This window comes from Streptomyces sp. NPDC039423 (assembly GCF_055598725.1).
Genome location: NZ_JBVKAH010000012.1, coordinates 96,604 through 119,132 on the forward strand (window position 1 = coordinate 96,604; position 22,529 = coordinate 119,132).

Below are 22,529 nucleotides of genomic sequence, written 5' to 3' on the forward strand. Positions count from 1 at the left end.
TCAGCGATCCCTCCGGCGTCGCCGAGCTCCTGCACGCCCTGCGGGAGGCCGGCGCGGACCAGGCCGTCAACACCCTGGGCCAGCGAGCTGCCACTCATGCCGAGCTCAGCGATCCCTCCGGCGTCGCCAAGCTCCTGCACGCCCTGCGGGAGGCCGGCGCGGGCCGGGAAGTGGCGCTGCTGTTGGGTCGCGACCCGGCCACTCATGCCGAGCTCAGCGATCCCTCCGGCGTCGCCGAGCTCCTGCACGCCCTGCGGGAGGCCGGCGCGGACCAGGCCGTCAACACCCTGGGCCAGCGAGCTGCCACTCACGCCGACCTCTCCGATCCCATCACCGCCGCGTTGCTCCTTCTGACCCTCCAGGATGCGCGAGCCGACCAGTCTGTCGTCGAGGCGGTCGTCCGCCGAGCCGCCACTCAGGCTGACACCACTGACAAAGGCGTTAATTGGCTATTGTCTATCCTGAAGTTGGAGAGCGCTGACCAGGCTGCCGAAACGTTGAGCCGCCGGGCTCAGAATTCAAGCTCAGGGGTTCCGACGCCCAGTTCACGTCGCTATGGGCGTGAGATCGATGGCCGTCTCGCAGCTCCGTGGACGTGGAACGACATCCCCCTCCCACCCGATCCAGAGCCGAAGCCGGGTAACGGAATAGGGCCCGCCCCGCTTCTGTAGTGGGGTCGCCGATCTGCGGCCCGACGGAGATAGTGACCAGGTATTGATCTCGACCTGCCAGCTGTCGAAGGCCGTGCCACGGAGCTCGGCGGACAGGCAAGCTCGGCTCATGGGGAGTTCGACCATGACGTCCTTGCCAGTACCGGCCTTGAGCGTTTGAGTGCCGAAGTGGATCACCCGCGCGGTGTCATCGGTGGATTCGACGGTGGGCGACGGTTTGTGCGTCGGGCCTACATGACAATGAGGTCCTCCTCAGTGCGGCACGCCGCCACCTTCGGCATCGATATGGAGATCACCACCCGCAAGCCCGGGGCCAGGGGTTTCACCCCCATCCCGAAGCGGTGGGCGGTCGAGCGAACCTGGGTTTCATCATCAAGGCCCAGGCGGCGGCGGTTCATGAGCCAGCCGAAGGGCCGCTCGACGACCCAGCGCCGCGGGGATGACCTTGAAGCCCTCCTGCCCCGGATCGCGGCGGGTGACCTCGACGTCGATGTTGAGGATGGCGCCGTGGTCGCCGGGACACCTCGAGCACGTCAAAGACAATCAGGTGGGCCGGCCGCTCCAGCGCCGCCCGCCTGGCCGTGGCACCCCGGCGTCGGGCCCGTTCCTGCAGCGCGGCGAAGTCGAGCCCGTTCGCACCCCACACGACCAGCTCGGCGTCCAAGACTGCCTCGATGCCGAGCGCGGCCGCGGCCGAGACGACCTCCGGGAACGCGGGGCCCAAATCCGCGCCCCGCCAGGCCTGGAGGAACGGCTTCTGACCCGCTGCCGCGCCTCCCCCTCCGGCACACCCTGCTCGACGAGCTCGGCGACCTCCGTACGCCGCCGCTGGTGCGCGGACACCTTGGCCGTGAGCGCGTAGTTGAACGCCCACCGCGCGGCACCTGCATGCCGGGCCAGCGCCTCCGCCTGCGAGGGGTTCGGGTCCAGCGCGAACTTGAACGCCCGAAGCACCTCCTGTGCCACCAGCCCACCTCCTGCGGCGTCGTCCTGGCAACCCATCAACTAGCGGGCACTGTACAGGCCGCCACTGACAATGGCCGCTGACCTGCGCGTATAGCCGTGTGCCCGAGCGGCATCCACTCGGGCACGTTCCGGACGACGCGCTCGGTGACCACTCATGCCGTCCTACCGAACGACCGGGGCGGGGCCTCGGGGGACAGCGTTCCCACTCGTTCGGCGCGGCTCGGCGCAGGCCAGCGGCGCTGTGCGCGGGCCTACTCGATCAAGGCCAGCGCGTGGTCTGGGACGGCGTCGTGCTCGGGAAACGCATGGCGGGACAGCTCGCGCATCGCGGCGGTCTGCCGCTCCACCGTCGAAGATGGCCGGGCATGCACGGACGGCGGCGCGGCCTGGCGGTGCGCCGCTCGATCGCGCGGCGGTAGCCGTTCAACGGAGCGGTGGCCGTCTACGGCCGCGTCACCGCCGACGCGGTCTCAACGGTCTGGCGTTGTCGGTGGTGGGAGGTACCGTCAGTCAGTTAGGCGTCCGGCAGCGTGGCTGGGCGCCGACCGGAGACGGATCCCCGTCTCCAGCACGGCTGGAGGTTGCATGGCCCTGGACAAACGCCGAGTGCAGACCGCAGTAATCGGCCACGCCGATTCTGAGCTCCCCGTGGTCCTTCCGATGGAAGCGATAGAGCTCGACGACTTCCGGGCCCGCCATGCCGGCGAGACCTACTGGTGCGGGGTGTGGCTGGGTGGGTGCGGACACCAGCTCACCACCAAGCTGTACACCGATCGCGCCTGCCACTTCGCCCACGTGCCGGACCCCGAGCACACCTCCAGCTGCGCCCGGAAGGCCTCCGGTGTCTCCAGCGCGGACCACCTGTACATCAAGCACGGGCTGCTGAACTGGATGGCGGAGCAGGACATCACCGCCACCGCCGCCATCTCCCGGGGTGCGGATGGCACGATCGGTGGGGAAGTACTCTTCTCCCCCACCGGGCGTACCGGCCTGCGGGTCCTGCTCTCCGAGACGCCCGGCTTCCCCGTACCGGCGGGAGAGGACGCCGCGCGCCTGGTGCTCGGGCCCGAGATGCCGTCCGACCCGGACGTGCTGTTGCAGCAGGGATACGTCAACCGCATCCAGCTCGTCCCCGACGGCACCCGGCGCCGGATCCAGGTCGGCACCGAACGCCACGGCGGCACGACCGAGTGGTTCGAGCTGCACGAGGTGGAGCTCACTGACTCTGGCCTGACTACCCCGGCCGTGGAGGAGATCCGCCGGCTGCGTACCACGCGGCGGCCCATCGGCGTGAAGGTGCCCAAAGGGGCGGTGCCGCAGGCCCGGCCGATCGTGCAGCTCAGCGATGAGGCCCACGACATCCCGTCGGAGGACCGCGGGGCGGTTATGGCGGCCCTTGAGCAGGCGGTCAGCGACGGGCGCAGCCGCACGGAGATCCGCCGCTGGCTGAACAGGGCGGAAGAGGTGACGCACGGTGGGGCCACCGCTGAGGAGAACGACCTGATCAGAGCGGCTGTCGACGCGCTGCTGCGGCTGGAGCGCGCCGTCGGGATGCCGACACCACGCGAACCGACCTTCAACGAGCGCAAGGCCCTGAAAAAGGTCGAGCGGCTGCTGGGCGACCTCGCGCAGCAGAAGGCCCGCGGGGTCCGCGGCATCGCGGCCCGCCAGCGCAACCAGCTCACGCAGGCCGCGCAGCAGGCATCCAGCTGGCTCACCAATCACCAGCGCTCCGAGGTTCAGGCATGGCAGACCGCTCCCACGCTGCCGGTGCCCATGCCGCGTGACCCCCGGCTGCCCCTGCCGGGCCGGCCACCGCGTGTCCCGCCCGCCGCCTCGCAGCCCGAGTCCTTCGACGCGGCCGGCCTCGCCGACGGAGTCCGCGACGTGCTGGAACACGCGGCCCGGCTGGGGAAAACCGTGACCTTCACCAGCCTGTGCGCCCAGGTCAAGGGGCTGGGCGAGCTGACGGAATCCGATCAGGTGCAGGTGCTTCGGCGGGTCAAGCCGACCGCTCGCCCCCGTAGCCCGAAGCCTCAGCGCCCGGCTCTGCTCACCGCCCTGATCACCGATGAGGCGGGAACCATGCACCCGCTCTACCGTCGGCTGGCCGACCACGCCGGTCATCATCTGCCCCAGCAGGCCGACGGCGTGTGGACCAACACGATTGAGATCCTGCACGACCGCTACCGCAACCCGTAGCAGAGAGCGACGCTAGCCACGGTGGACTTCGCTGAGTACAGCTCTGAGGGCCGCCGCAGCCGCACATCGTCGGCCGTTTCCGTGAGAAACGGCCGACGGGCCCTGGTGACGGCTACTCGACGGCGTCGCCGTGCGCCGGGGCAGCCCCGCGCCCTAGCCGAGGTCACGGCGGCACTGACGAACACCCGCGTGGTCGGGGCCAGCCGGGCCACCCGGGAAGAAGGGCACGAGGCGGTCCTGTCGGCCAACCAGCTGCACCCTCACCGCGTTCGGCGAAACCAAGACCCTCGCCGCATGGACGAAGAACCCCCGATGCCAACCTGGACGCCGCGCTCACCGCCGGCAGCGACCCCGACCTTGAGCACGGCACCGAAACCGCCTACTGCTGGGGCGGCTGCCGTTGCCCCGACTGCCGCGCCGCCCACGACGCGACCTGCCCCACCGCCTAGGGGATCGACTTGTAGCATCAAGGCCGTAGGCTGCCCGGAGAGCCCCCGGTGGAACTGTCCGCCGGGGCTCTTCACCGGCATCCCGGCGAGGGGTGGGTATGAGCCAGTCGGGCGGAGCGTTCTCCCGGTGAAGTGTGTGGCCCTTGCGAGTGACGCACCCTCTGCGATGGACCCGGCGTGCTGCCGCAGCCGGTTGACCAGGCGCCCCGTGCGCGGGTCAGGCGAGGCTCACGCCGGACGACGCCAGCGGTGAGGGGGGTAGAGGCGTGTGCGCCTCTACCCCCCTCACCGCTATACGAAGTGCCCTCTAACTCGAATAGAAGGGTCAGATCCTAATATTCTTCGTAGAAGCCAGGGTCATCCCACTCAACACATGTGGGTCGCTTCCCGCCGGAGGTCACGAACTCCTTGACGGCTTGCCGTACCTTCTCGATGGGGATTTCTGAAAACAGCGGGAAGTCGTGGACCGAGTCGACACACGTGTAATACACGGGCCCCCGGCCGAGTTCGAGATTTCCGACGGATACTACGTGGCCTACCGGCTCGCAGTTAGCATCCATCGAAGACAGGACTCCCGCCTTCCTGTCCTCACGTACACCCGCGATGAGTTCATGATCGGGCCATCCTTCCGACGTGTCCGGTCGATCGAGCGAGAAGAACTGGACCGCATGGATGTCTTCTGCCAGGAGGACGCTGAACAAGTCATCGACGTCTTCCGCGGTGGTGAGGATTCGCGGGTTCTCGAAGTGCTCGGGCTGGTAGATTGCTTTGATTCCACGCATCGCCGCGTCTAACTCTTTCTCTTCGGGCGCCCATTGCCGTACGTGTGCGACTGATAGCCGCCATTTCCGTCCGGCCAGTGTACCTTGAGCGTTTTGTTGCCTAGCACTGCATTGAGGACGTCGTTACATCCCAGGGGCAGCATGCACGGCCCCGTCGGATAATTGATGACGATCTCGGCGCTGTCGATCCCCTGCTCCCACATGAGGGCGGCGAACTTTACCTCTACATGGTCGGCGTTGCCGCTCTTGCCTTTCAGGCCCTTCTTCTGGAGCCTTGTGTTGACTATATCGATCAGCTTCAGGTCTTCTGCTGGCCGTCCGCTCACCATTTCATGGGAGATACCTTCGCCGTCGATGAAGCGCCCCAGGGTCGGATCGCCCTTTTTCCATGCGGGGAGACCGTGACCTATGGCCTTCGGGTCGAACTCGAAACAATTGTGTACGAGTACCGGTGTGGTGCCGGCCACCACGTAGTAAGTGTGAACCCCGACGACCGATAGGTTGTACGTGGTCGCACTAAGGGAATACGGCCGGTTATTTTGGACAGTGACGTGCTCAGCGCCGCCTGGGGTGCGGAGCGTCATCCCCTTGCGGAGATCTGCGGCCTTGACCCAGGTCTTCTCGGACGGTGACCAGAAGAGGTGCTCGTAGGTCGGGTTCAGTCTCTCAGGGCCGCTGGGGGTGCTGACCGTAAGTTCACTGAACCACTTGTCATCCTTGGTGATGATCTGTCGGGAGACCGGTTGCTGACTGGTTACGCCGGTGGCGGGGTCGGTGGCGATGACCCGGTCACCGGGCCGGATTTCCTCGATGTTCTTGGTGCTGCCTCCCGCCATGAGTACCTTGGTGCCGGGGAGGAAGCAGGCGGGGCATTTGGGTTTGCGGAGGCGGACCTTCTCTGCGAGTTCTCCAAGCTTTTCGAGCTTGCGGAACTTGAGGAGTTTGCCTGCGGGGATGACCTCGGCGAGCGCGAGAGTGCACTTCGTGAACTGTGGGTCGTTGAGGCAGTCGAGGATGCCGTTGATGCCCGTCAGCTCCAGGGCCAGGTCCTTGAGGAAGCCCGGGACCTGGGGCGGTTCGATGATCGCCTTGTCACCGTTCCTGTTGACGCACTGGAGGAAGGCGTAGTCGCCCCTTTCGGTGAGGGGCTGATAGCAGGTGTGGTTCCGTCGGTCTTCTTCTTCCTGTTGCTTCCGTTTGAGTTCCGCTTCGGCCTGGCGCTTGGCTTTTTCGAGCTCTGCCTTCAGCAGCTGCTCGGTCTTGGTCCAGGCGGCCTTCTCGTCGGCTGCCGCAGCCTCCGAGCTCTTGCCGGCCCGCTCGGCGTTTTCGCGGGCCTCGGCTGCTGCTTTACGGGCCTTGGCTGCCGAATCTCGGGCGTAGTTGGCGGAGAACTGGGCCCGGAAGGCGGAGGCCTCGGCGTTGTCGGCGTCGCGGTTGGCGTCAGCAGCAGCCTTTCGGGCGGTGGCGGCGGACTTGGCCGCTTGGGCTGCTGAGGTCTCAGCGGCATCGGCGGACTTGTCGGCATCGGCGGCGTAGATAGCCGCCTGCGCCTCTGACTTCTTGGCCTGGGCTGCGGCGTTCTTGGCCTCGGTGTCTGCGTTGGCAGCGTCGGCAGCAGCAATGGCGGCCCGCCATGAGTCGGTACGGGCGTTGGCGGCGGTGCGGGCCGCTTGGGCGATGAGCTGGGAGGTCTGGGCGATGTGGGCGGTGGTCAGCTGGTCTTTACTGTCGGCCTGGTACTGCCCGTACTCGATGAATTCGTGTAGTTCGTCTGCCGGGCCGGTCAAGGCGATGCGGGCGGCAGCCTGGACTTCCGGGCCGCCGTTGGAAAGGAGCTGGCCGGCGCGGACGCGTTCGTCGGTGTTGCGCGCGGTGTACTGGTCCGCCAGCAAGAAGGCCGCGAGCTTCTTTGGGTCGTTCTCCTGGAGCAGCGCCTTGGAGGCTTCCTTCACTCCGGGCCCGCCAGCGCTGTGCACTTGGCCGACCTTTATCCGGTACTCCGTGACCGCAACTTGGTGCTGGCCCTGGCGCAGGAAGGTGTCGACGTCCTTGTCGCTGCCCTTGAGTGCCTGTATAGCTGCGTCGCGCACCACTTGGTAGGGGCTGTCGGAGGCAAGCTGTTCCACCTGAAAGCGGGTGTCACGCGCTATAGCTACGCCGCGCCCGGTGCGCAGGTAGACCAGAATGGCCGTGTCATCGCCGGCAAGGGCGGCCGCAGCGGCTTCCTGAGTCCAGGGACCGTGGTCGCCGTTCTTCATCGCCTTGACGGCCAAGGCGCGGCCCTTGGCCACGAGGTCCTTGGGGTCGGCGCCGGGCTTGGCGGCGTCGGTGGCCAGATGCGTGGCCTCGCCGTCCAGCGAGTAGGTCTGCTGGAGAGTCTCGGCGATCTTGCCGTTGAGCGCCTCGCGGTTCTTCCTACGCGCCTCAGCCTCATCCAGGCCGGCGGCGGTACGGTCGGCGAGTTCCTGGGCCTCGGCGTCACGGGCTAGTGCGAAGACCTGCTGGGCAGTAACGACGGCCTTTTCGGCGGTGTCAGCGGCGTTCTTCGCCCCGAGGGCGTGCTTCGCGGACTGTGCCGCAGCCTTGCTGGCGTCGCCGGCATGGTCAGCGGCCTCGTCTGCAGCATCCGCGGCGTTGCGGGCGTGCTGTGCTGCGGAGCGGGCATTGTCTCGTGCGGCGTAGGCCGCGGCGGCTGATTTACGCGCCAGGTTGCTGGATGCAGTGGCGGCACGGTCTGCCTCGTTGGCGTGTCGGCGAGCGCGGGCCGCCGCTTCCTTGGCCTCGTCGGCGTTGGCCCCGGCCTGGCTGGCCCATGTGCCTGCATCGGCCGCGGCATCAGCGGCGGCGTTGGCATTGCCGGCCGCGCTGCGGGCGGCAACGGCGGCGCTGTCGGCTGCCTCGGAGGCCTTCCCGGCCTGTTCGGCGGCGGCGGCTGACTGGGTGGCGAGATCGGCGGCCTTGCGGGCCTCGGCCGCCAGCTTGCGCGCGGCGTCCGCCTTGCTTGCATTTGTGGCGGCGTCAGCGGCGGCGCCGAGAGCGCGCGAGGCGGCATTCGCGGCCTTCGTCGCCGCGGACGCTGCTGCGGCCGCGGCACCGGCGGCTATGCGGGCGGCGGAGTTGGCGGCACGGGCCGCGCCAATGGCGTTACGGGCTTCCGCCGCCGCGCCACGGGCAGCTTCGGCGGCACGGGCAGCCGCGTTGGCGGCGCGGACGGAATCCCTGCCTGCTGCCTTGGTCTCCGCCGCCGCGACCTCCGCAGCCTTTTGGGCCAGTTCGGAGGCCACCTTGGCCTGCTGGGCGGACTCGACGGCCCTGTCGGTCTCTTCCTTGGCCAGACGGCCGGCTTGTTCCGCTTGCTTGGCCAGCTGCGTGATGGTGGCCTGCTGACCGTCGCGGGCACGGGCGGTGAACTGCCCGATGGCGAGGAACTCGGCAACATCTTGCGGGGTGCCCTTCAGGGCGAGCTTTGCGGCGGCCTTGGTGGCCGGCCCGCCCACGCTCATGATCTGCCCGACCTCGACCCGCTGGTCGGTAACGCGTTCTTGGTACTGGCCCTCGTCCAGGAACTTCTGCACGTCTGCGGGGGAGCCCTGAAGGGCGTCCTTGGCCGCTTCCTTCACACCGTTGCCGCCGGTGCTCATGATCTGTCCGACACGGACCCGGTTGTCCTGCTCCTGCGACTGCTGCCAGCCGTTGATCAGGAATTCCTCGAGGTCGTCCTGGGTGCCGGACAGAGCCTTTTTGGCTGCTTCACGCACGCCTGTGCCGCCGACGCTGGCCATCCGGCCAGCCGCGACCCGCTCATCGTGGTATTGAGCCAAGCCCTCTTCGGTCTTGAGGAAGGCGAGGATGTCCTCGTCGGTCCCGCTCAGGGCGGCCTCCGCGGCCTCCTTCACCCCCGGACCACCTTCCCGCCACGCCTTGACTAGGTAGCTGCGATCCCAGTGGTCCACCTGTTCGAGGGCGGCATCGTCGGCCGCGGCAGGGTTGATACTTGCCCCGACGACCAGGACAGACGTTGCCAGAGCGATGGCACCCAGTCGGCGGCTCCAGGAAGCCTTTCCGGACATGTGGCCATTTGCACCCCCTGGAACGAAGGGTGATCCGCGGTCAGGTCGTTGTTTCATGATTCCCCCTGCGGGACGCCGCAAGAGGTTCGCACTGCTCCTGGGTGTAGGCGTCAGCGTGCATGCAGGCCAAGGAGCGAGAGACGCCTTTGACGGAGCGTCACGCACTGGTTGTAGCGGTCAGGCACGCCTTCGGTCATAAGGCGGCGCACCGACCTTACATGATCTTCTTACAAGACCTTTACTGATAGCTTGCTCTGACTTCGCATCATGCAGGCGAAGTATGACCATAGTGCAGAACGTGAAGGTTTAAACCTTGATATCTCGATCGATGAAGGCCTGGCTGGCCGGGGGACTTGGCCTGCTTGCTCTGGGGGCGACGGTCACTGGCTTGGCTGCGGCGAATGCCTCGGCGGCACCTGGGGACGCTCGGGCGGCCGCAGCAGACGACATTCCCTACGCGGTGGAGGACTTCACCCACCCCGGCGCGGACAAGATCCTGCTGGACCGCAGGATCGTGCTGAAGCGGGGCGACGGCGGGATCATGCTCAAGCCGGGTGACGGCGTCGGCGGCCTTTCCGGCTGCAGTGAAGCCCGGGATATCTGGGTGGAATCCCGCGTCGACAAGGCGCGGGGCTACTGCTTCGTCGCCACTGGAGCCTCCGGCTACCTGGCGATGGAGATCCCTGACTCCTTCATGCTGTGGACCCAGGACCGCGCGGTCCGGGCCACGGTCACAGCCGACGGCAAGAAGACGACCTACGAAGCCGGCAAGGACCAGGTCACCCCCATCGGCGAGGCGGACCAGACGGGCGGCGAGAAGCGCTCGGTACTTGTCGAGCTGCGCATCACCGGCTGACGTCCATATCGCAGTCGTCTCTCGTCTCACAGCAAGGAAGATCCGTACCGTGTCCCGCACACGCACTCGTCCCGCCGTGCTCGCCCTACTCCTGGCAGCCACCACCAGTTCCACCATGCTGACCGGCCACCCAGCCACGGCCGCCACTGGTTCTGACTCCCCCGCCGGCGCCCAGGCATCTGTCGCCCGCCTCCACATCGGCGAGGGCGACACCACCCGTTCCTGCTCTGGTGCCCTGGTCGACGGCCAGTGGGTTCTGACCGCCGCGGTCTGCTTCGCGGCCGATTCCGCTCATCCGACGCAGGTCGCTCCGGGCAAACCGGCCCTCAAGACCACCGCAACCATCGGCCGAAGTTCCCTGACCGGAACTGGCGGACACACTGCCGACGTCGTCGAGCTCGTCCCGTCTCCCAGCCGCAACCTGGTCATGGCTCGCCTGGCGACACCAGCCTCCGGTATGGCGCCACTCGCGCTGGCCGCATCCCCCGCAGGGGAGGGCGACACCCTGCAGGCAGTCGGGTTCGGCCGCACCAAGACCGAATGGGTTCCCGGCGCGGCTCACACCGCGTCCATGAGGGTCGGCGCCCTTTCCGACACCGAGCTCACACTGGCCGGCGCCACGGAAAACGACGCCCTCTGCAAGGGCGACACCGGTGCCCCGCTGCTGCGGGAGGCTGAAGGGCGCCTCGAGCTGGTGGGCGTGGCGACCCGGTCGCGCCAGGGCGGCTGCCTGAGAGAGACTGAGACCCGTACCGACGCCATCGCCACGCGCACGGACGACGTGGCCGACTGGGTCGCCACCACCGTGGGGCGGCCATGGTCGCAGCTGATGACCGCCGCCGACTTCAACAGTGATGGCAAGGCCGACCTGCTGACGATCGACGCCGCCGACGACTACCTGTATGCCCAGCCGGGAGACGGCAAGGGCAAGTTCGGCAAGCGAGTCAAGGTCAGCGAGGGCAAGTGGGCCGGCATGCGTCTGCTGGCCGCGACGGACTTCACCGGTGACGGGAAGGCCGACATTCTCGCCGCCCACACCAATGGCAACCTCTACCTCTACCCCGGCAACGGCAAGAACGGCGTCACTGGCTCCTCCGTCGCCGCAAGCGGCTGGGGCAGCATCCGCCTGCTTGCCGCCGCCGACTTCAACGGCGACAACAAGGGTGACCTGATCGTCGCCCACACCAACGGCAATCTCTTCTTCTACGCGGGCAACGGCAAAAACTTCGCCGCGGGGACCGTGTCCAGCTCCGGTTGGACCAACATGCGCCTGCTCGTCGCCGGTGACTTCAACGGCGACGCCAAGGCTGACATCTACGCTGTCCACAACAGCGGAGCCCTGTACCTGTACGCCGGCAAGGGAGACGGCACCTTCCACGGGGCAAAGAAGAACGGCGACGGCTGGCAGAACATGCGCCTGCTCTCCGCCGCGGACTTCAACGGTGACAAAAAGGGCGACCTGATCGCCCTCCACACCAGCGGAGCAATCTACGCCTACCCTGGCAACGGCAACGGCGGCTTCAGCGCCCCGATCGTCACTCCGGGCCCGGTCCACTACGTCGACCTGATCCGCAACGGCACATTCACCACGAACGTCGACGGCTGGTGGGCCACCGAACGTGCCTCGATCACTCATGCCGAAGGTACATTGCTCGCCACCGTCGAGGCCGACGCTGCCTCCTCGTGGGAAGCCATCGCCGGACAGAGCGACTTCCTCCTCCGCAAGGGTGCCACGTACACCCTCACCTTTGATGCCAAGGCATCGGCCGCCGCGCAGATGCGGGCCATCGTCCAGCTCGGCGAGGAACCGTACACCTCCACCCTGGACCAGGTCGTGGACCTCGGCACCGGCTTGAAGCGCTACAGCTACACCTTCACCTCGACTGTCGACACCACGGTCGGCTCGCTGAACTTCGAGATCGGCGGCAACCCCGTCAAGACCGCAATCACCCTCGACAACGTCTCCCTCACCACAACGAGCTGAGACCCCTAGCCTGATCACGCATGGTGCCCACGGTCGTACAGTGACCACGCGGCACCGCCCACCCGACCCCTGTTTGCCAGTTACCGCGTCGAAGAGGTGATGGCACCGGATTCCCTGCCCCGGGAGAAGCATCTGGACTGGGACCGGATGCATGCAGTGCTCCCTGAGGACGGCCACACATACGCCTGTCCAACGAGTGCAGATGTCGGGGTGGCCGTCCCTGTACAGCCACCCCGACAGTCCGCTCGACTACCACTGGCGGTGCTGGATCCAGACCGTGAGAAGGCTGATGGCGCCGGTGCCGATGCCGTAGCAGGCGCCGCGGAGCAAATGTCCGAGTGCGGCCCGGGGACGCAGGGACGCCCAGCGGAAGATGCCGTGGGCGAATCGGTGGATCGCGCGTGCCTGACTTTGGGCAGGGTTATGGTGCATGACAGATGTTCCTCTTCTTCGGGGTGCGTCGTACGAAGGAGCCCTTTCGACCCGGTGGCCTCGGAACCGTGGGGTCGAGGACGGGCTCCTTCGCCATGTGGCCGGTAATCAGCGGCGGGCGAAGTCGTGGAGCTGGTCGGCCAGGCGCCGGTCCGGGCCGCCGACGATGATGCAGGAGTCCTTCGTCGCCAGGCGGTCGACTTCCATCTCGAGGTCCCCCGTCGGCGGGGCGGCCCCGGAGCCGTTCCTGCGCACGTACCTGGCGAACATCTCCAGACAGTCCAAGAAGGCCGCATCCGGGGCTTCGGAGTCCACCACCGAGTGAGTCACCTCATGCAGCCAGTGCTGCGCTTCGCGGCTCTCGCCCAGGGCCAGGTGGTGCAGGTGCAGGCAGTATGCGGCCGCGCGGTGACCGGCTCCGGCGGCGAGCTGCCACCAGAACTGGGCGCTTTCCGGATGCCCGGTGAGGTACAGCAGGCACGCGAAGACGAGCGCGCCGTCGACGTCCAGGTGCTCCTCACCGCGCTCGGTGCCGTCGGTGTCCTCGGCCAGCCGGTCGACGTGCACGGCGGCGTTTGGCTCGTTGAGCACCCAGCGGCAGACCACAGCCAGGCGCTTGCCGGCCTCGGCAGCACGGGCCATGTCCCTCGGCGGTGACGCCTTCGCCGCATCCCTGGCTAGCCGACGGAGGGCCGCAGCCACATCGAAGGAGGCCGCCGGTGACACCGGCACGGTCGCCTCAGCCAACAGTTCATCGATGGTGGCAGTCACTGTCCCGTCCCTTTCTTGTTCTTGCTGCGCTGCGGTGCGGGAAGCCCAAGCTGCGCTCGCAGCCGTTCCTTGCCCTTGCGGCCGTGGTAGTCGACCGTCCGCTCGTGCAGGCCCATGAACCGGGCGATCCGGGATGTCTCATATCCCAGGAGGTGCCGCAGCACGATCACGGTGAACTGCCGGGTCGGCAGTCCGGTGATCGCCTCGTACAGGCCGCTGGTGGGACTCCATCAGCTCCAGCTTGTCCTTCGCCTCGCGCAGGGCACGGGCTATCGGGCCGTTGATGACGAACGCCGGTTCACGGCCCTCCTTCTCCAGCCGGGCCCGGACGTGGCGGTGCAGTACGGCGAGCGTGCGCTGCTCCAGATCTCCTTCCTGCAGCAGCCCGTCCCAGCCCGCGAGGATCTCCAGGAAGACGTGGTGGACCACTTCTTCTGCTGCACGCCGGCTGCCGAGGTGGATCTCGCCGTACGCGTGGAAGAACTCCTGATGGCCCAAATAGAAGGCCTCGTAGTCCAGGGGCAGGTTCAGCGCCTCGTCGGCCTTGGGCTGGCCACCGGGGCTGTCCTGGGGCGAGCCGTCAGCGTTGACGTCGCCATCTCTCACACGGGCCTCCGCAATGCGTCGACCACCGCATCAGTCCTCATCGTCGAGGGCGGTGGTGCAGGAACAGGTGCGGGCAACTTGCCCGCACAAGAGCCCTGTTGGCCCTCAGGAACCACCCTGTCGATCTCCAGGCCGCCACACTCATGACAGCCCGAGAAAAAATCACCTAACGATCATGGATCATCACACTACGTGAATACGAGACACGGATTCACGTTCGAAGGAAGCGCTGCGACCTGGGGGAACGTGCGCCTGCTCACAGCACAGCCTGACGGAGGTCAACCTTGAAGTGGCATACCTCACATCGAAGTTGTTCCACATCGGACACCAGGCGAACCACACCACGCACAAGGCGACCGGCGACGAGGGCACCTCGACGACCTGCCGGACGGCGCCTCCTCACGCTCGGGCGCCTCGATGCGGTGACCCTCGGCATCGACGACCTCTTCCAAGGCTTCTCGGTACTCGTCGCGTAAGCCGCTGATGTCATCGGTAGTCGTGGCGTCTACCCGATTTCCATGGTGTCAGGCGCGAGCGTGGAACGGGTCGCGAACAGCCGCACCCATGACGCCGAACGAGTGGACTTGCCGGAACGCCACGCGACCGGGACCCGCGTCGCGGAACCGGGATGTTGATGTGGCCGTCCGCTTCCCGTACCGGAAAAGGCGCCCCACATGCGACGCATCCTCAACCGCCGGCCGCTCGCCGCAGCCCTGCTCGCGGCGTCCGTCCTCGCCCCCCTGGCGGCGACACCCACCACCGAGGTGCACGCCGCCGCCGTCGACCGCCACGGCGACGACGAGTGCCGGCACCACTGCGGCCTCGGGCCCGAGCTGACCGCCCGCCTCGACAAGACGATCGACAACGTCCGCAGACAGGCCCACATCCCGGGGGTCGTCGTAGGACTGTGGATGCCGGGCAAGGGGCAGTACGTCCGGGCGACGGGCGTCGCCGACGCCCGCACCCGCGAGCCGATGGCTGTCGACTCCTATGTCCGGATCGGCAGCGAGACCAAGACCTTCACCGTCACCGCGCTCCTCGAACTCGTCGACGACGGGCGGGTCCGGCTGGACGACCCGATCTCCCGGTACGTCGCCGGTGTCCCCAACGGACACCGGATCACCCTGCGACAGCTCGCCGGCATGCGCAGCGGCCTATTCCCGTACACCGCCGACCCCGACTTCGTCCGGGAGCTGGAGAGCGACCCCGGGCGGCACTTCGGCCCGCACGAGGTGCTCGCGTACGGCTTCAAGCACCCGAACACCTTCGCGCCGGGCAAGGCGTTCCAGTACTCCAACACCAACCTCGTCCTGCTCGGCCTGGTGATCGAGAAGGTCAGCGGCCACCGGCTCGCCGACTTCATCCACCACCGGGTGCTGGGCCCGGCCCACCTGCACCACACGCTGTTCCCGCGGGACGGCGCCGAGTTCCCCGAGCCGCACCCCCGCGGCTACACCGACCAGACGCCGACCGGCGCCGTCCAGGACGCCACGGACTGGAACCCCAGCTGGGCCTGGGCAGCCGGCGCGATGATCTCGAACCTGCACGACCTGCGGCGCTGGGCGAAGATCCTCGCCACCGGCGAGCTGCTCAGCCCCGCGACCCAGGCCCAGCGGCTCAAGACGCTGCCGACCGGTTTCCCCGGCACCAGTTACGGCCTCGGGATCTTCGACGCCAATGGGTGGATCGGGCACAACGGATCCATCCCCGGGTACGAGACCGTGACCGTGTACCTCCCGTCGCGCAAGGCCACCCTGGTCATCATGATCAACACTGACGTCCGTCGGCAGGGTCAGGAGCCGTCCACGCTCCTCGCCCGCGCGATCACCCAGGTCGTCACCCCAGGCAACATCTACGACAGCAAGGCCATCTCCCCGCGCGGGTGACGAGCCGCTTCTGGCGGCCCGATGCGCCCACCACCGCCCACGCGACCCCGACCCGCCGTACTGACCTGCTGCTGGACTGCGTCGCTGCTGGTCGTGGACGCTTTGCCGTGGGGGCGAGGTGCCCTCGGGCAGGGGGTCGGCACCCTCATCTGCTACCGCAGACTCGCCCAAGCAGACGACGTCTAGGATGCGTCGGCGTAGGCGAGATGGGCGCCGCAGATGGTGCAGTGGAAGAGCATGGCGGTCGCGCCGTTGCCCAGGTGGGTCAGGAAGTGCTCAAGCTGGTTTTGGTCCTGCCAGCCGTCGAGGCGCATGTCGGCCCTCAGACGGTCGAGGGCTTCGGGATGCGCCGCCAGCTCGGTGTACCCGACCTCGCCCACGAACGCGGCCGCGTCCTGGCAGTGGACGAGCCAGTGCGGATCCTGCCAGGCCTGGAAGCCAGGGGTGCGGCGGGTCACCTCATGCAAAACATCCTCGCTGACACCGTCAAGCCCATAGGAGTCAGTGAATTCACCCGCGAAGCGGTCAGCAGCGCTCCCGTCTGCGACGCACCACGGGCAGAAACGTCCGCTGACCTCGTGCGCGGTGTAGAAGGTGGCCGTGTAGATCCAGCCCGTGTCGCGTTTGCAACAAGCGCACGTATCGGCGGCCGCGCGGATGGACCCGCTGGCAAGGGGGTCTGGGTGATAGCGAAAGAAGGGCAGGCTGGCACTCATCGCCGGTTCCCGATCTGCACTCTGGTGGCCATGCCTACTGATCCCATGGAGCGCAGTCTGTCCCCGAGCAGGTCCTCGATCAAGCGCGGCCTCGGATTCCTCTCGACCAGCCAATCGAGACAGCTTGTAAGCGACGGCCGCGAAGTGCGCAGGAGTCTGGAGGCAGACTGGTTACGCCTTGGGGGCGTGGGGGCCGGTGTCGTCGGCCGCCGTCGGCAGCGCTGAGTGGCCTTCGGACCAGGCGTTGACCCACCCGCACACGCCGCAGGCGTATCGGCCGTTGAGGCCGGACACTGCGGCGCCGCATGCACGGCAGTCGGTGTGCGTGATCTCCAGCTCCCTCTCGCCGCTGCCCGCCCCTGCCCCTCTGGTGCGGGTATCGAGGGGTTCGGTGGCCCAGCAGGCCGGCTCTGGCCGACGTGGTGCGGTCATGCTGTGGAGGGTAGCGGCAGCCGGGCTGTGCGGCAGGCAGCGTCGGCCCGGTGTTCGCGATGGCGCCGCTGACCGGCCCGCACAGGGGACACGACCACGATCCGTCGGGTCCCTGCTGTGCCGAGCCCCCGCACTCGGGCACTGCACGGTTGCCCACCCCCTCCTGCGCGATGCAGGCACCGGTGTGCCTGTCCGTCAGCATGCCTGCTAGGCAGGGCTGGTCAAGGGCAGCGGCCAAGGGCGGCTGGATGACGTCGAGGGGGGAGGCGGGCCCGGCGACCGGGGGGGCCGGGCCCGCGGGTGCACCCACCGTTCAACGACTGACGGCCGTGGAGGGATGCGCGCCGGCCGGGAGACCGCTTTGTCAGCGTGTGTGGCGTAGGGCCCCGGGGCGGAGTGGAGTGCCGAGGATGCTGAGGACGAGGCGTCGGTGGGCGTCGTGGAGGGTGCGTACGGCGGCGCGGCGGGCGCCGGGTGGGACTTGGTCGTCGAGGGGGCGGCCGGTTTTGGTGGGCACCCATGGGTGGCCGGGGTCGGAGCCTTCGAGGGTGGAGGTGATGCCGGCGCGCTGGCGCAGCCACCGCCGCAGGGTGCGCACGGTGTCGGTACCGGCCGCGCTGCTTGAACCAGGAACGACCTCCGCGGGCGCGGGGACGACGCCGGCCACGATCCACGCCAGGACACCCGTGGCGAACGACCCCCGCGGGCACGGGGACGACAATTGGCGGGGGCCACTCCCGGACCGTGCGGAAGAACGACCCCCGCGGGCGCGGGGACGACGGTCCTACGCGTGCGCGCGCGAGGCGCACTCGGGAACGACCCCCGCGGGCGCGGGGACGACGGGCAACGACGTGGAGAGCAGACTCAATGGTGAGAACGACGCCCGCGGGCGCGGGGACGACACCTCCACCGACGCGGGGCCGTAGCCAATGAGGGAACGACCCCCGCGGGCGCGGGGACGACTCGATGCCGTCGAGGATGGACGCGATACCGAGCGAACGACCCCCGCGGGCGCGGGGACGACGATGCGGAGCCGCACCTGACCGACGAGGAGTACGAACGACCCCCGCGGGCGCGGGGACGACGTGGCGATCAGCTACCCGCAGGACCCGAAGAAGGAACGACCCCCGCGGGCGCGGGGACGACACGGAAGGTCAGACGGACCGCCGTCATATCCTGGAACGACCCCCGCGGGCGCGGGGACGACATGCGGGCGGCGAGCATGCTGATCTTCTCCGCCGAACGACCCCCGCGGGCGCGGGGACGACTGGCGATGACGCCCAGTGCGAGTACGAGTACGGGAGCGACCCCCGCGGGCGCGGGGACGACACCTCGCCGGACGCGCGGTCCCGCGCGACGAGGGAACGACCCCCGCGGGCGCGGGGACGACACGACCCCGCCCGCGATGCGGCGGCGGTCCTGCGAACGACCCCCGCGGGCGCGGGGACGACGTCGTCCCCCGCACGGTGACCGAGGACCACCCGGAACGACCCCCGCGGGCGCGGGGACGACGGCGCGGCAGGCTCTCCTCGCGCGAGGTTTCCGGAACGACCCCCGCGGGCGCGGGGACGACCCTTGTTGACCTGGGCGGTTATCACGAGTTCACGCCGTTTTCCTTTACTTGCTCAGCGGCTTTCCACGGCGCTGCAGGACTGCCCCGCGGTCTGGACATGAGCGTGAGCCCGTCAAAGTCCGTCGGCGTCCAGCGGTCCTGCCCGGCGGTTCGGACGGCCCATCCCTGTTCGGTTCTGGCAGGCTCGATCATGACTGCCTGCCCGTCGCGGATGCGGTCGGCCAGGACTCTCCAGAGACTGTCGCGGATGCGAGTGTTAGGGCTGCCGACGAACACTCCGGGGGAGACTTCGATGAACCAGCGGGTCAGGTGGCCCCGCAAGCCGGGAGGGGCTGCGATGAGAACTACGACTGTCGATGCCGCCGTCACAAGGGTGTGCTCCTGTCCAGCTCCGGAATCACGTCCATGTGGGTGTCGGGGTCGAAGTACCCAGAGCCCCAGTTCCGCCCGCCACTGACGACGCTGCCTCCGTCGTCCCATAGTCCACCAATGTCGTCTTCGAGCAGCGTGGTGCCGTCGGCTACCAGCAGGTTCTTGATGTCCGTGACCACGCGAGGCAGCAGCTTGCCTTGGACCACTGCGTCGCGGAGAGCTGTGCGCGCGTCGCGTTCCCCGGTCAGTCCTTTGGCTGCGAGGTCGAAGGCCAGCGGGATGGTGAACTCGGCCTTGTAGAGGTCGGCCACGTCCAGGACGAAGGACAGCATGGATCCCGTGTGTACGAACCCGAGGGCGGGGCTGGCGCCGATGCCGGTGATGACGGCGTGGCAGATGCCGTACAAGGCGGAGTTGGCGGCGGACAGCAGGCGGTTGACGTCATCACCTGCGGCGAAGGCATCACCGGCTTTGTATTCCCGCTTGTTCCATGGCACTCCGGTGCGTTGGGAGTGCTCGGCATAGAGTCGGCGGACGCGTGTGCCTTCCCGTCCGCGCAGTTGCTGAAGGGCGAGGCCGCTCGTCTCTTCACCGGGAAGGCGCATGTCGTACATGCGGCGGGCAACAGCGACACGTTCTTTCGGGCGCGTGACCAGCCATGCCTGCCGCATCTGGAGCTGGGAGCCGCGCGCGACGCTGTGGCCGGAGGCGTAGAGGCGGACGCCGTGTTCGCCGACCCAGCACACGGCTGTGCCGGAGTCGGCGAGGAGTGTGACGGCTGCGTGGGTGATGCGGCTTCCGGGGCCGATGAGCAGGACGGCGAGCCAGGCGCCTGGCACGTGCACCACTCGTGCCTTGTTGACCAGGACGATGGCGTTGTCGTCGCGGTCGATGTGGCAGCGTTCGGCGTACAGGGTGGAGATGCGGTCCTCCAGCCTGTGCACTTCCTGGGGGCCGGCTCGCCACCAGGGCTCAGCCATGTGTCACCGCCGTCTGGGTGCTGACGGGGGCCAGGGTGAGCAGTCCTTGTCCGTATCCCTTGGCCGGCCCGATGCCTCCGAGGAGTGCCGCGCGAAGCGCGTCGGGGTCGGTCACCTTCAGTCGCCCTTCGAAGGTGGCTGTGGAGAGGGTGACACGTGGTCCGTCGCGGCGTTTGGTGAAGCGCAGGATGTCGCGGCTGACGATCGTCACGGCCGGACCAGCGCGCAGCGCCTCGTCTGGTTCCAGTCCGGGTGCCGGCGGGTTGGCGGAGGCTTCGGGGATGGTGAAGCCGTGGCGTTCGGTTCGGGCGAGGAGCCACTTGAGCTGGTGGGCTGCGGTTCGGTGGGGTACGCGGAAGCCGCGGGGGCTGCGGTTGGCGGTGGAGGGTTGTTCGGCGTGGGCTTTGAGGCGGGCGTGCTGCTGCTCGCTCGGCTTGGTGGGGTGGGGGACGCTTTGGACGGGGTTGGCGGTGAGGCGGAAGCCGAATTCCTTACCTCGTGTGATGCGTGCGAGGAGGGGGGTGTAGTCGGCGATGAGTGGGTCGCCGCCGTCGGCGCCGGGCCAGCCGGCCTCGTCGATGATGTGGTGCCAGGAGGGGCGGCTTTCGGTGAGGACGAGGATTTCGGCGCGGTGGGGGGTGTTTTTGTCCAGGCGCCAAAGGACGCGTTCGGTGACCGGTTGCACGGCGAATCCGGCCAGGAGTGCTGCGTGCAGGCGGTGGGGGCTGGCGAGCAGTGAGACGGCTTGGCGGCGCCGGGGGTTCAGGGCGATTTTCGACAGGTAGGGCATTTCAGTCACCAGCCCAGGAGGGCGAACGGGTCGTGGCCAGGATCGTTGCGGGAGTTTGCCGCGTCGGCCGGTTCGGTTTCGGGCCGTCCTGTGGGGATGGTGACCCACAGGTGGCGGACGGATCGGCGGCCGAAGACGGTGCCGGTTTTGAGGTCGTAGGTGTCGGGGACGTCGACGGCGAGCTGCTCGCCGGCAGGGTCTTCGATCGTGGCTTCGAGCCGGACTTGCGCACCCTGGACTTGTGAGCGGCGGTGAGCGGAGGCCTGCCACGGCACGGCGGCCAGCGCCTCCTCGAGTTCGGTGTCGCTCTGCAGGCCCAGGCTCACCGGGCCGGTCGGGGGACAGGAGCGGCGGCCGAGGGAGAGCGGGTAGACGCAGTGTCGTAGGGCTTGGTCGAGGCGTTCCAGGAGGGTGGCCGGGCCGCGTAGGGCTGCGACGAAGACGGCGTCCTGGAGGTAGAAGCGCTGGGTGACGCCGGTGTACTTGGGCGGGCTGGTCTTGGTCTGCAGGCCCTTGGCGTTGACTTTGGCGGAGGGCAGCGGGATGCCGCGGTGGTCGCTGTAGGTGTGGTAGTCGCGCAGCAGCGTGCCCGGCTGGTCGACGCGCACGCCGAGCCGCAGGTCGATCAGGTCGGTGATCGAGGCCTCTCGAGGGCGGCCCTCGGCGGCGGCGAGCAGGCCGAGGACGCCGGACTTGGTGGGCTCGGGGCGGGTCTCGCGCCGGTTGTAGCGGGAGGGGCCGCCCCAGGACTGCAAGGGGGCGGCCAGCCTGAGGGCGAGGACGGCGTGGCCGGTCATCAGGCGCCGGCCTTGGGGAGGTGCCCGTCGGTGAGCCAGTGCCCGACCAGTTCGCCGAGGGAGTCCAGAAGGCCGGGGAAGGTCTGGGAGGGGCCGAATTCTTCGGTGAGTTTGTCTGCCTCGATGTTGTAGGCGGCCAGAACCCTGGCCGGGGTGGCGCCCCAGGTGGTGGCGACGGACTTCAGCTCGCCCGCCAGGCGGACAGCGGATTCGGTGGCCAGGCCGCTGACGCCGGCGACCGGCTCCTCGTAGGCGGAGACCAGGTTCACCGGCTGATCGGTGCGCACGGTGATGAGCACCAGGTGGGGAAGGGTGCGGTGCGCGAAGGAGTTCTGGTGGCCGGTGGGCATGGAGCGGGTGAAGGCGTCGACGAACCGGACGGCCGTGTCGCGGGTGTCGTCGGCGGAGGTGAGGTTGTCGCGCAACTGGTGAACACCGAGAACGGCGTAGCGGTAGAGGGTGGAGGAGTTGAACTCGACGGTGCCGATCATGCCCGCGCCGTGGTCTTCGGTGTTCTCGTCGTCCACCGCGGTGTAGTAGTCGAATTCGGTGCGCACGGCGTGGGTGGACAGGGCGTGCGCGACCTGGACGGCGGCGTCGACGTTGAGGGTGGGCAGGTCGGCGACCATGCGGCCGAAGAGGGCGACCTCTGCGGGGTGGCCTGCGGAGAGGGTGGCGATGACCGGGAGCTTGGTGACCTCGGCCTTGAGGTCTGCGTCGGAAAGGTCGGCCAGTTCCGTGGCGCGGCCGTCCAGCGATTGCACGAGGGCGTCGAGCTGCCGCTTGCCGAAGAACAGGAGGTAGGCGGACTGCTCCTCCTTCTTGGACGACTTGGTGATGCCCAGCGGCTCCAGAAGGGCGGCCGCCAGGCGGGCGGCCTGGGCGGTTTCGAGCCCCGTGCCGCCTTCGGCCACCGGCCGGGTGAGGCGCTCGGCGAGCAGGGAGGCGATCCGCTTGGTCCTGGTTGCCCGGTCGGCGGGTTCAAGCGCCTTGGCGAACTCCACGCGGGTGGCTCGCTTCCACGCCTGGGAGGAGACCCGGGCGCGGCGGGCACCGCCGTACAGGGCCTGCTTGGGGGTTCCGGAGTCGTCCCGGTTGGCGTTGGAGGGGGGCAGGCTCTGGAGGATGTGCACCTCGACGAACAGGGTGGGCTGCGTCATGAACGGCTCCAGGGGGTGCTGCCGCGTCGCCGTG

The 22,529-nt window shown here is 68.4% G+C and carries 17 protein-coding genes, 2 pseudogenes and 1 CRISPR repeat array; of the genes and pseudogenes, 5 read left to right on the plus strand and 14 right to left on the minus strand.

What is annotated here, in order from left to right:
• Positions 1-671, plus strand: a pseudogene (locus tag ACZ7LK_RS29285) (hypothetical protein); the annotation flags it as partial.
• Positions 672-1,033: 362 nt separating this feature from the next.
• On the opposite strand, the pseudogene ACZ7LK_RS29290 reads toward ACZ7LK_RS29285, so the two are convergent.
• Both ACZ7LK_RS29290 and ACZ7LK_RS29295 read right to left on the minus strand, forming a co-directional pair.
• A pseudogene (locus tag ACZ7LK_RS29290) lies at positions 1,034-1,184 on the minus strand (IS5 family transposase); the annotation flags it as partial.
• 30 nt (positions 1,185-1,214) lie between these two features.
• The gene (locus ACZ7LK_RS29295) at positions 1,215-1,673 is read right to left on the minus strand and encodes a helix-turn-helix domain-containing protein (protein ID WP_471144244.1); all 459 of its coding nucleotides are present in this window, start codon (positions 1,671-1,673) and stop codon (positions 1,215-1,217) included.
• Positions 1,674-2,222: 549 nt separating this feature from the next.
• On the opposite strand from ACZ7LK_RS29295, the gene ACZ7LK_RS29300 reads away from it, so the two are divergent.
• Positions 2,223-3,839, plus strand: coding sequence for a PRCC domain-containing protein (locus ACZ7LK_RS29300; RefSeq protein ID WP_471144245.1), 1,617 nt, complete (start codon positions 2,223-2,225; stop codon positions 3,837-3,839).
• 781 nt (positions 3,840-4,620) lie between these two features.
• Here ACZ7LK_RS29300 and ACZ7LK_RS29305 read toward each other — a convergent pair.
• Both ACZ7LK_RS29305 and ACZ7LK_RS29310 read right to left on the minus strand, forming a co-directional pair.
• On the minus strand, positions 4,621-5,070 hold the full coding sequence (locus ACZ7LK_RS29305; RefSeq protein WP_471144246.1) for an Imm1 family immunity protein: 450 nt from the start codon (positions 5,068-5,070) through the stop codon (positions 4,621-4,623).
• Between the two features lie 8 nt (positions 5,071-5,078).
• Positions 5,079-9,140 carry a polymorphic toxin-type HINT domain-containing protein gene (locus tag ACZ7LK_RS29310; protein ID WP_471144247.1) on the minus strand — a complete coding sequence of 1,354 codons (4,062 nt, stop codon included), beginning with the start codon at positions 9,138-9,140 and terminating at the stop codon, positions 5,079-5,081.
• A 328-nt stretch (positions 9,141-9,468) separates the two neighbouring features.
• Between ACZ7LK_RS29310 and ACZ7LK_RS29315 the strand changes: the two genes are divergently transcribed.
• Complete coding sequence (locus ACZ7LK_RS29315; protein ID WP_471144249.1) at positions 9,469-9,996, plus strand: hypothetical protein; 528 nt, start codon at positions 9,469-9,471, stop codon at positions 9,994-9,996.
• Between the two features lie 49 nt (positions 9,997-10,045).
• Positions 10,046-11,980: an FG-GAP-like repeat-containing protein gene (locus ACZ7LK_RS29320; RefSeq protein WP_471144250.1), complete on the plus strand. Its 1,935-nt coding sequence runs from the start codon at positions 10,046-10,048 to the stop codon at positions 11,978-11,980.
• A 249-nt stretch (positions 11,981-12,229) separates the two neighbouring features.
• Here the strand turns inward: ACZ7LK_RS29320 and ACZ7LK_RS29325 are convergent, their stop codons facing one another.
• The 4 genes from ACZ7LK_RS29325 to ACZ7LK_RS29340 all read right to left on the minus strand — a co-directional run bounded on the left by ACZ7LK_RS29325 (position 12,230) and on the right by ACZ7LK_RS29340 (position 13,789).
• Positions 12,230-12,412: a hypothetical protein gene (locus ACZ7LK_RS29325; protein ID WP_471144252.1), complete on the minus strand. Its 183-nt coding sequence runs from the start codon at positions 12,410-12,412 to the stop codon at positions 12,230-12,232.
• Positions 12,413-12,520: 108 nt separating this feature from the next.
• Positions 12,521-13,183: a hypothetical protein gene (locus ACZ7LK_RS29330; RefSeq protein WP_471144253.1), complete on the minus strand. Its 663-nt coding sequence runs from the start codon at positions 13,181-13,183 to the stop codon at positions 12,521-12,523.
• Positions 13,180-13,353 (minus strand): sigma factor-like helix-turn-helix DNA-binding protein, encoded by a 174-nt coding sequence (locus tag ACZ7LK_RS29335; RefSeq protein ID WP_471144255.1) that lies wholly within the window; start codon positions 13,351-13,353, stop codon positions 13,180-13,182. Before ACZ7LK_RS29335 ends, ACZ7LK_RS29330 begins: the two co-directional genes overlap by 4 nt.
• Complete coding sequence (locus ACZ7LK_RS29340) at positions 13,322-13,789, minus strand: hypothetical protein (RefSeq protein WP_471144257.1); 468 nt, start codon at positions 13,787-13,789, stop codon at positions 13,322-13,324. Before ACZ7LK_RS29340 ends, ACZ7LK_RS29335 begins: the two co-directional genes overlap by 32 nt.
• A 674-nt stretch (positions 13,790-14,463) precedes the next feature.
• On the opposite strand from ACZ7LK_RS29340, the gene ACZ7LK_RS29345 reads away from it, so the two are divergent.
• Positions 14,464-15,675: a serine hydrolase domain-containing protein gene (locus ACZ7LK_RS29345; RefSeq protein ID WP_471144259.1), complete on the plus strand. Its 1,212-nt coding sequence runs from the start codon at positions 14,464-14,466 to the stop codon at positions 15,673-15,675.
• A gap of 182 nt (positions 15,676-15,857) precedes the next feature.
• Here the strand turns inward: ACZ7LK_RS29345 and ACZ7LK_RS29350 are convergent, their stop codons facing one another.
• The 6 genes from ACZ7LK_RS29350 to cas7e form a co-directional block, all read right to left on the minus strand.
• Entirely contained in the window at positions 15,858-16,391 is a 534-nt protein-coding gene (locus tag ACZ7LK_RS29350; protein WP_471144261.1) for a CbrC family protein, read from the minus strand.
• Positions 16,392-17,453: 1,062 nt separating this feature from the next.
• Positions 17,454-18,396: direct repeats of the CRISPR family, unit length 28 nt; unit sequence GAACGACCCCCGCGGGCGCGGGGACGAC.
• 21 nt (positions 18,397-18,417) lie between these two features.
• Positions 18,418-18,765 (minus strand): type I-E CRISPR-associated endoribonuclease Cas2e, encoded by a 348-nt coding sequence (cas2e, locus tag ACZ7LK_RS29355; RefSeq protein WP_471144263.1) that lies wholly within the window; start codon positions 18,763-18,765, stop codon positions 18,418-18,420.
• Positions 18,762-19,748, minus strand: a complete 987-nt coding sequence (gene cas1e, locus ACZ7LK_RS29360; protein WP_471144265.1) for a type I-E CRISPR-associated endonuclease Cas1e — start codon at positions 19,746-19,748, stop codon at positions 18,762-18,764. Before cas1e ends, cas2e begins: the two co-directional genes overlap by 4 nt.
• A complete protein-coding gene (gene cas6e, locus ACZ7LK_RS29365; protein ID WP_471144400.1) occupies positions 19,741-20,538 on the minus strand; it encodes a type I-E CRISPR-associated protein Cas6/Cse3/CasE in 798 nt (265 codons plus the stop codon). Before cas6e ends, cas1e begins: the two co-directional genes overlap by 8 nt.
• A gap of 5 nt (positions 20,539-20,543) precedes the next feature.
• The gene (gene cas5e, locus ACZ7LK_RS29370) at positions 20,544-21,335 is read right to left on the minus strand and encodes a type I-E CRISPR-associated protein Cas5/CasD (RefSeq protein WP_471144267.1); all 792 of its coding nucleotides are present in this window, start codon (positions 21,333-21,335) and stop codon (positions 20,544-20,546) included.
• Entirely contained in the window at positions 21,335-22,495 is a 1,161-nt protein-coding gene (gene cas7e / locus ACZ7LK_RS29375) for a type I-E CRISPR-associated protein Cas7/Cse4/CasC (RefSeq protein ID WP_471144269.1), read from the minus strand. The genes cas5e and cas7e overlap by 1 nt, the downstream gene beginning before the upstream one ends.
• Positions 22,496-22,529: the final 34 nt, after the last annotated feature.

What these genes read in the sequence shown, in the direction of transcription:
- ACZ7LK_RS29295 (WP_471144244.1), bottom strand. Translation starts at nt 1,673, where the DNA reads ATGGGTTGCCAGGACGACGCCGCAGGAGGTGGGCTGGTGGCACAGGAG.
- ACZ7LK_RS29300 (WP_471144245.1), top strand. Translation starts at nt 2,223, where the DNA reads ATGGCCCTGGACAAACGCCGAGTGCAGACCGCAGTAATCGGCCACGCC.
- ACZ7LK_RS29305 (WP_471144246.1), bottom strand. Translation starts at nt 5,070, where the DNA reads ATGCGTGGAATCAAAGCAATCTACCAGCCCGAGCACTTCGAGAACCCG.
- ACZ7LK_RS29310 (WP_471144247.1), bottom strand. Translation starts at nt 9,140, where the DNA reads ATGTCCGGAAAGGCTTCCTGGAGCCGCCGACTGGGTGCCATCGCTCTG.
- ACZ7LK_RS29315 (WP_471144249.1), top strand. Translation starts at nt 9,469, where the DNA reads ATGAAGGCCTGGCTGGCCGGGGGACTTGGCCTGCTTGCTCTGGGGGCG.
- ACZ7LK_RS29325 (WP_471144252.1), bottom strand. Translation starts at nt 12,412, where the DNA reads ATGCACCATAACCCTGCCCAAAGTCAGGCACGCGCGATCCACCGATTC.
- ACZ7LK_RS29345 (WP_471144259.1), top strand. Translation starts at nt 14,464, where the DNA reads ATGCGACGCATCCTCAACCGCCGGCCGCTCGCCGCAGCCCTGCTCGCG.
- ACZ7LK_RS29350 (WP_471144261.1), bottom strand. Translation starts at nt 16,391, where the DNA reads ATGAGTGCCAGCCTGCCCTTCTTTCGCTATCACCCAGACCCCCTTGCC.
- cas1e (WP_471144265.1), bottom strand. Translation starts at nt 19,748, where the DNA reads ATGGCTGAGCCCTGGTGGCGAGCCGGCCCCCAGGAAGTGCACAGGCTG.
- cas6e (WP_471144400.1), bottom strand. Translation starts at nt 20,538, where the DNA reads ATGCCCTACCTGTCGAAAATCGCCCTGAACCCCCGGCGCCGCCAAGCC.
- cas5e (WP_471144267.1), bottom strand. Translation starts at nt 21,335, where the DNA reads ATGACCGGCCACGCCGTCCTCGCCCTCAGGCTGGCCGCCCCCTTGCAG.
- cas7e (WP_471144269.1), bottom strand. Translation starts at nt 22,495, where the DNA reads ATGACGCAGCCCACCCTGTTCGTCGAGGTGCACATCCTCCAGAGCCTG.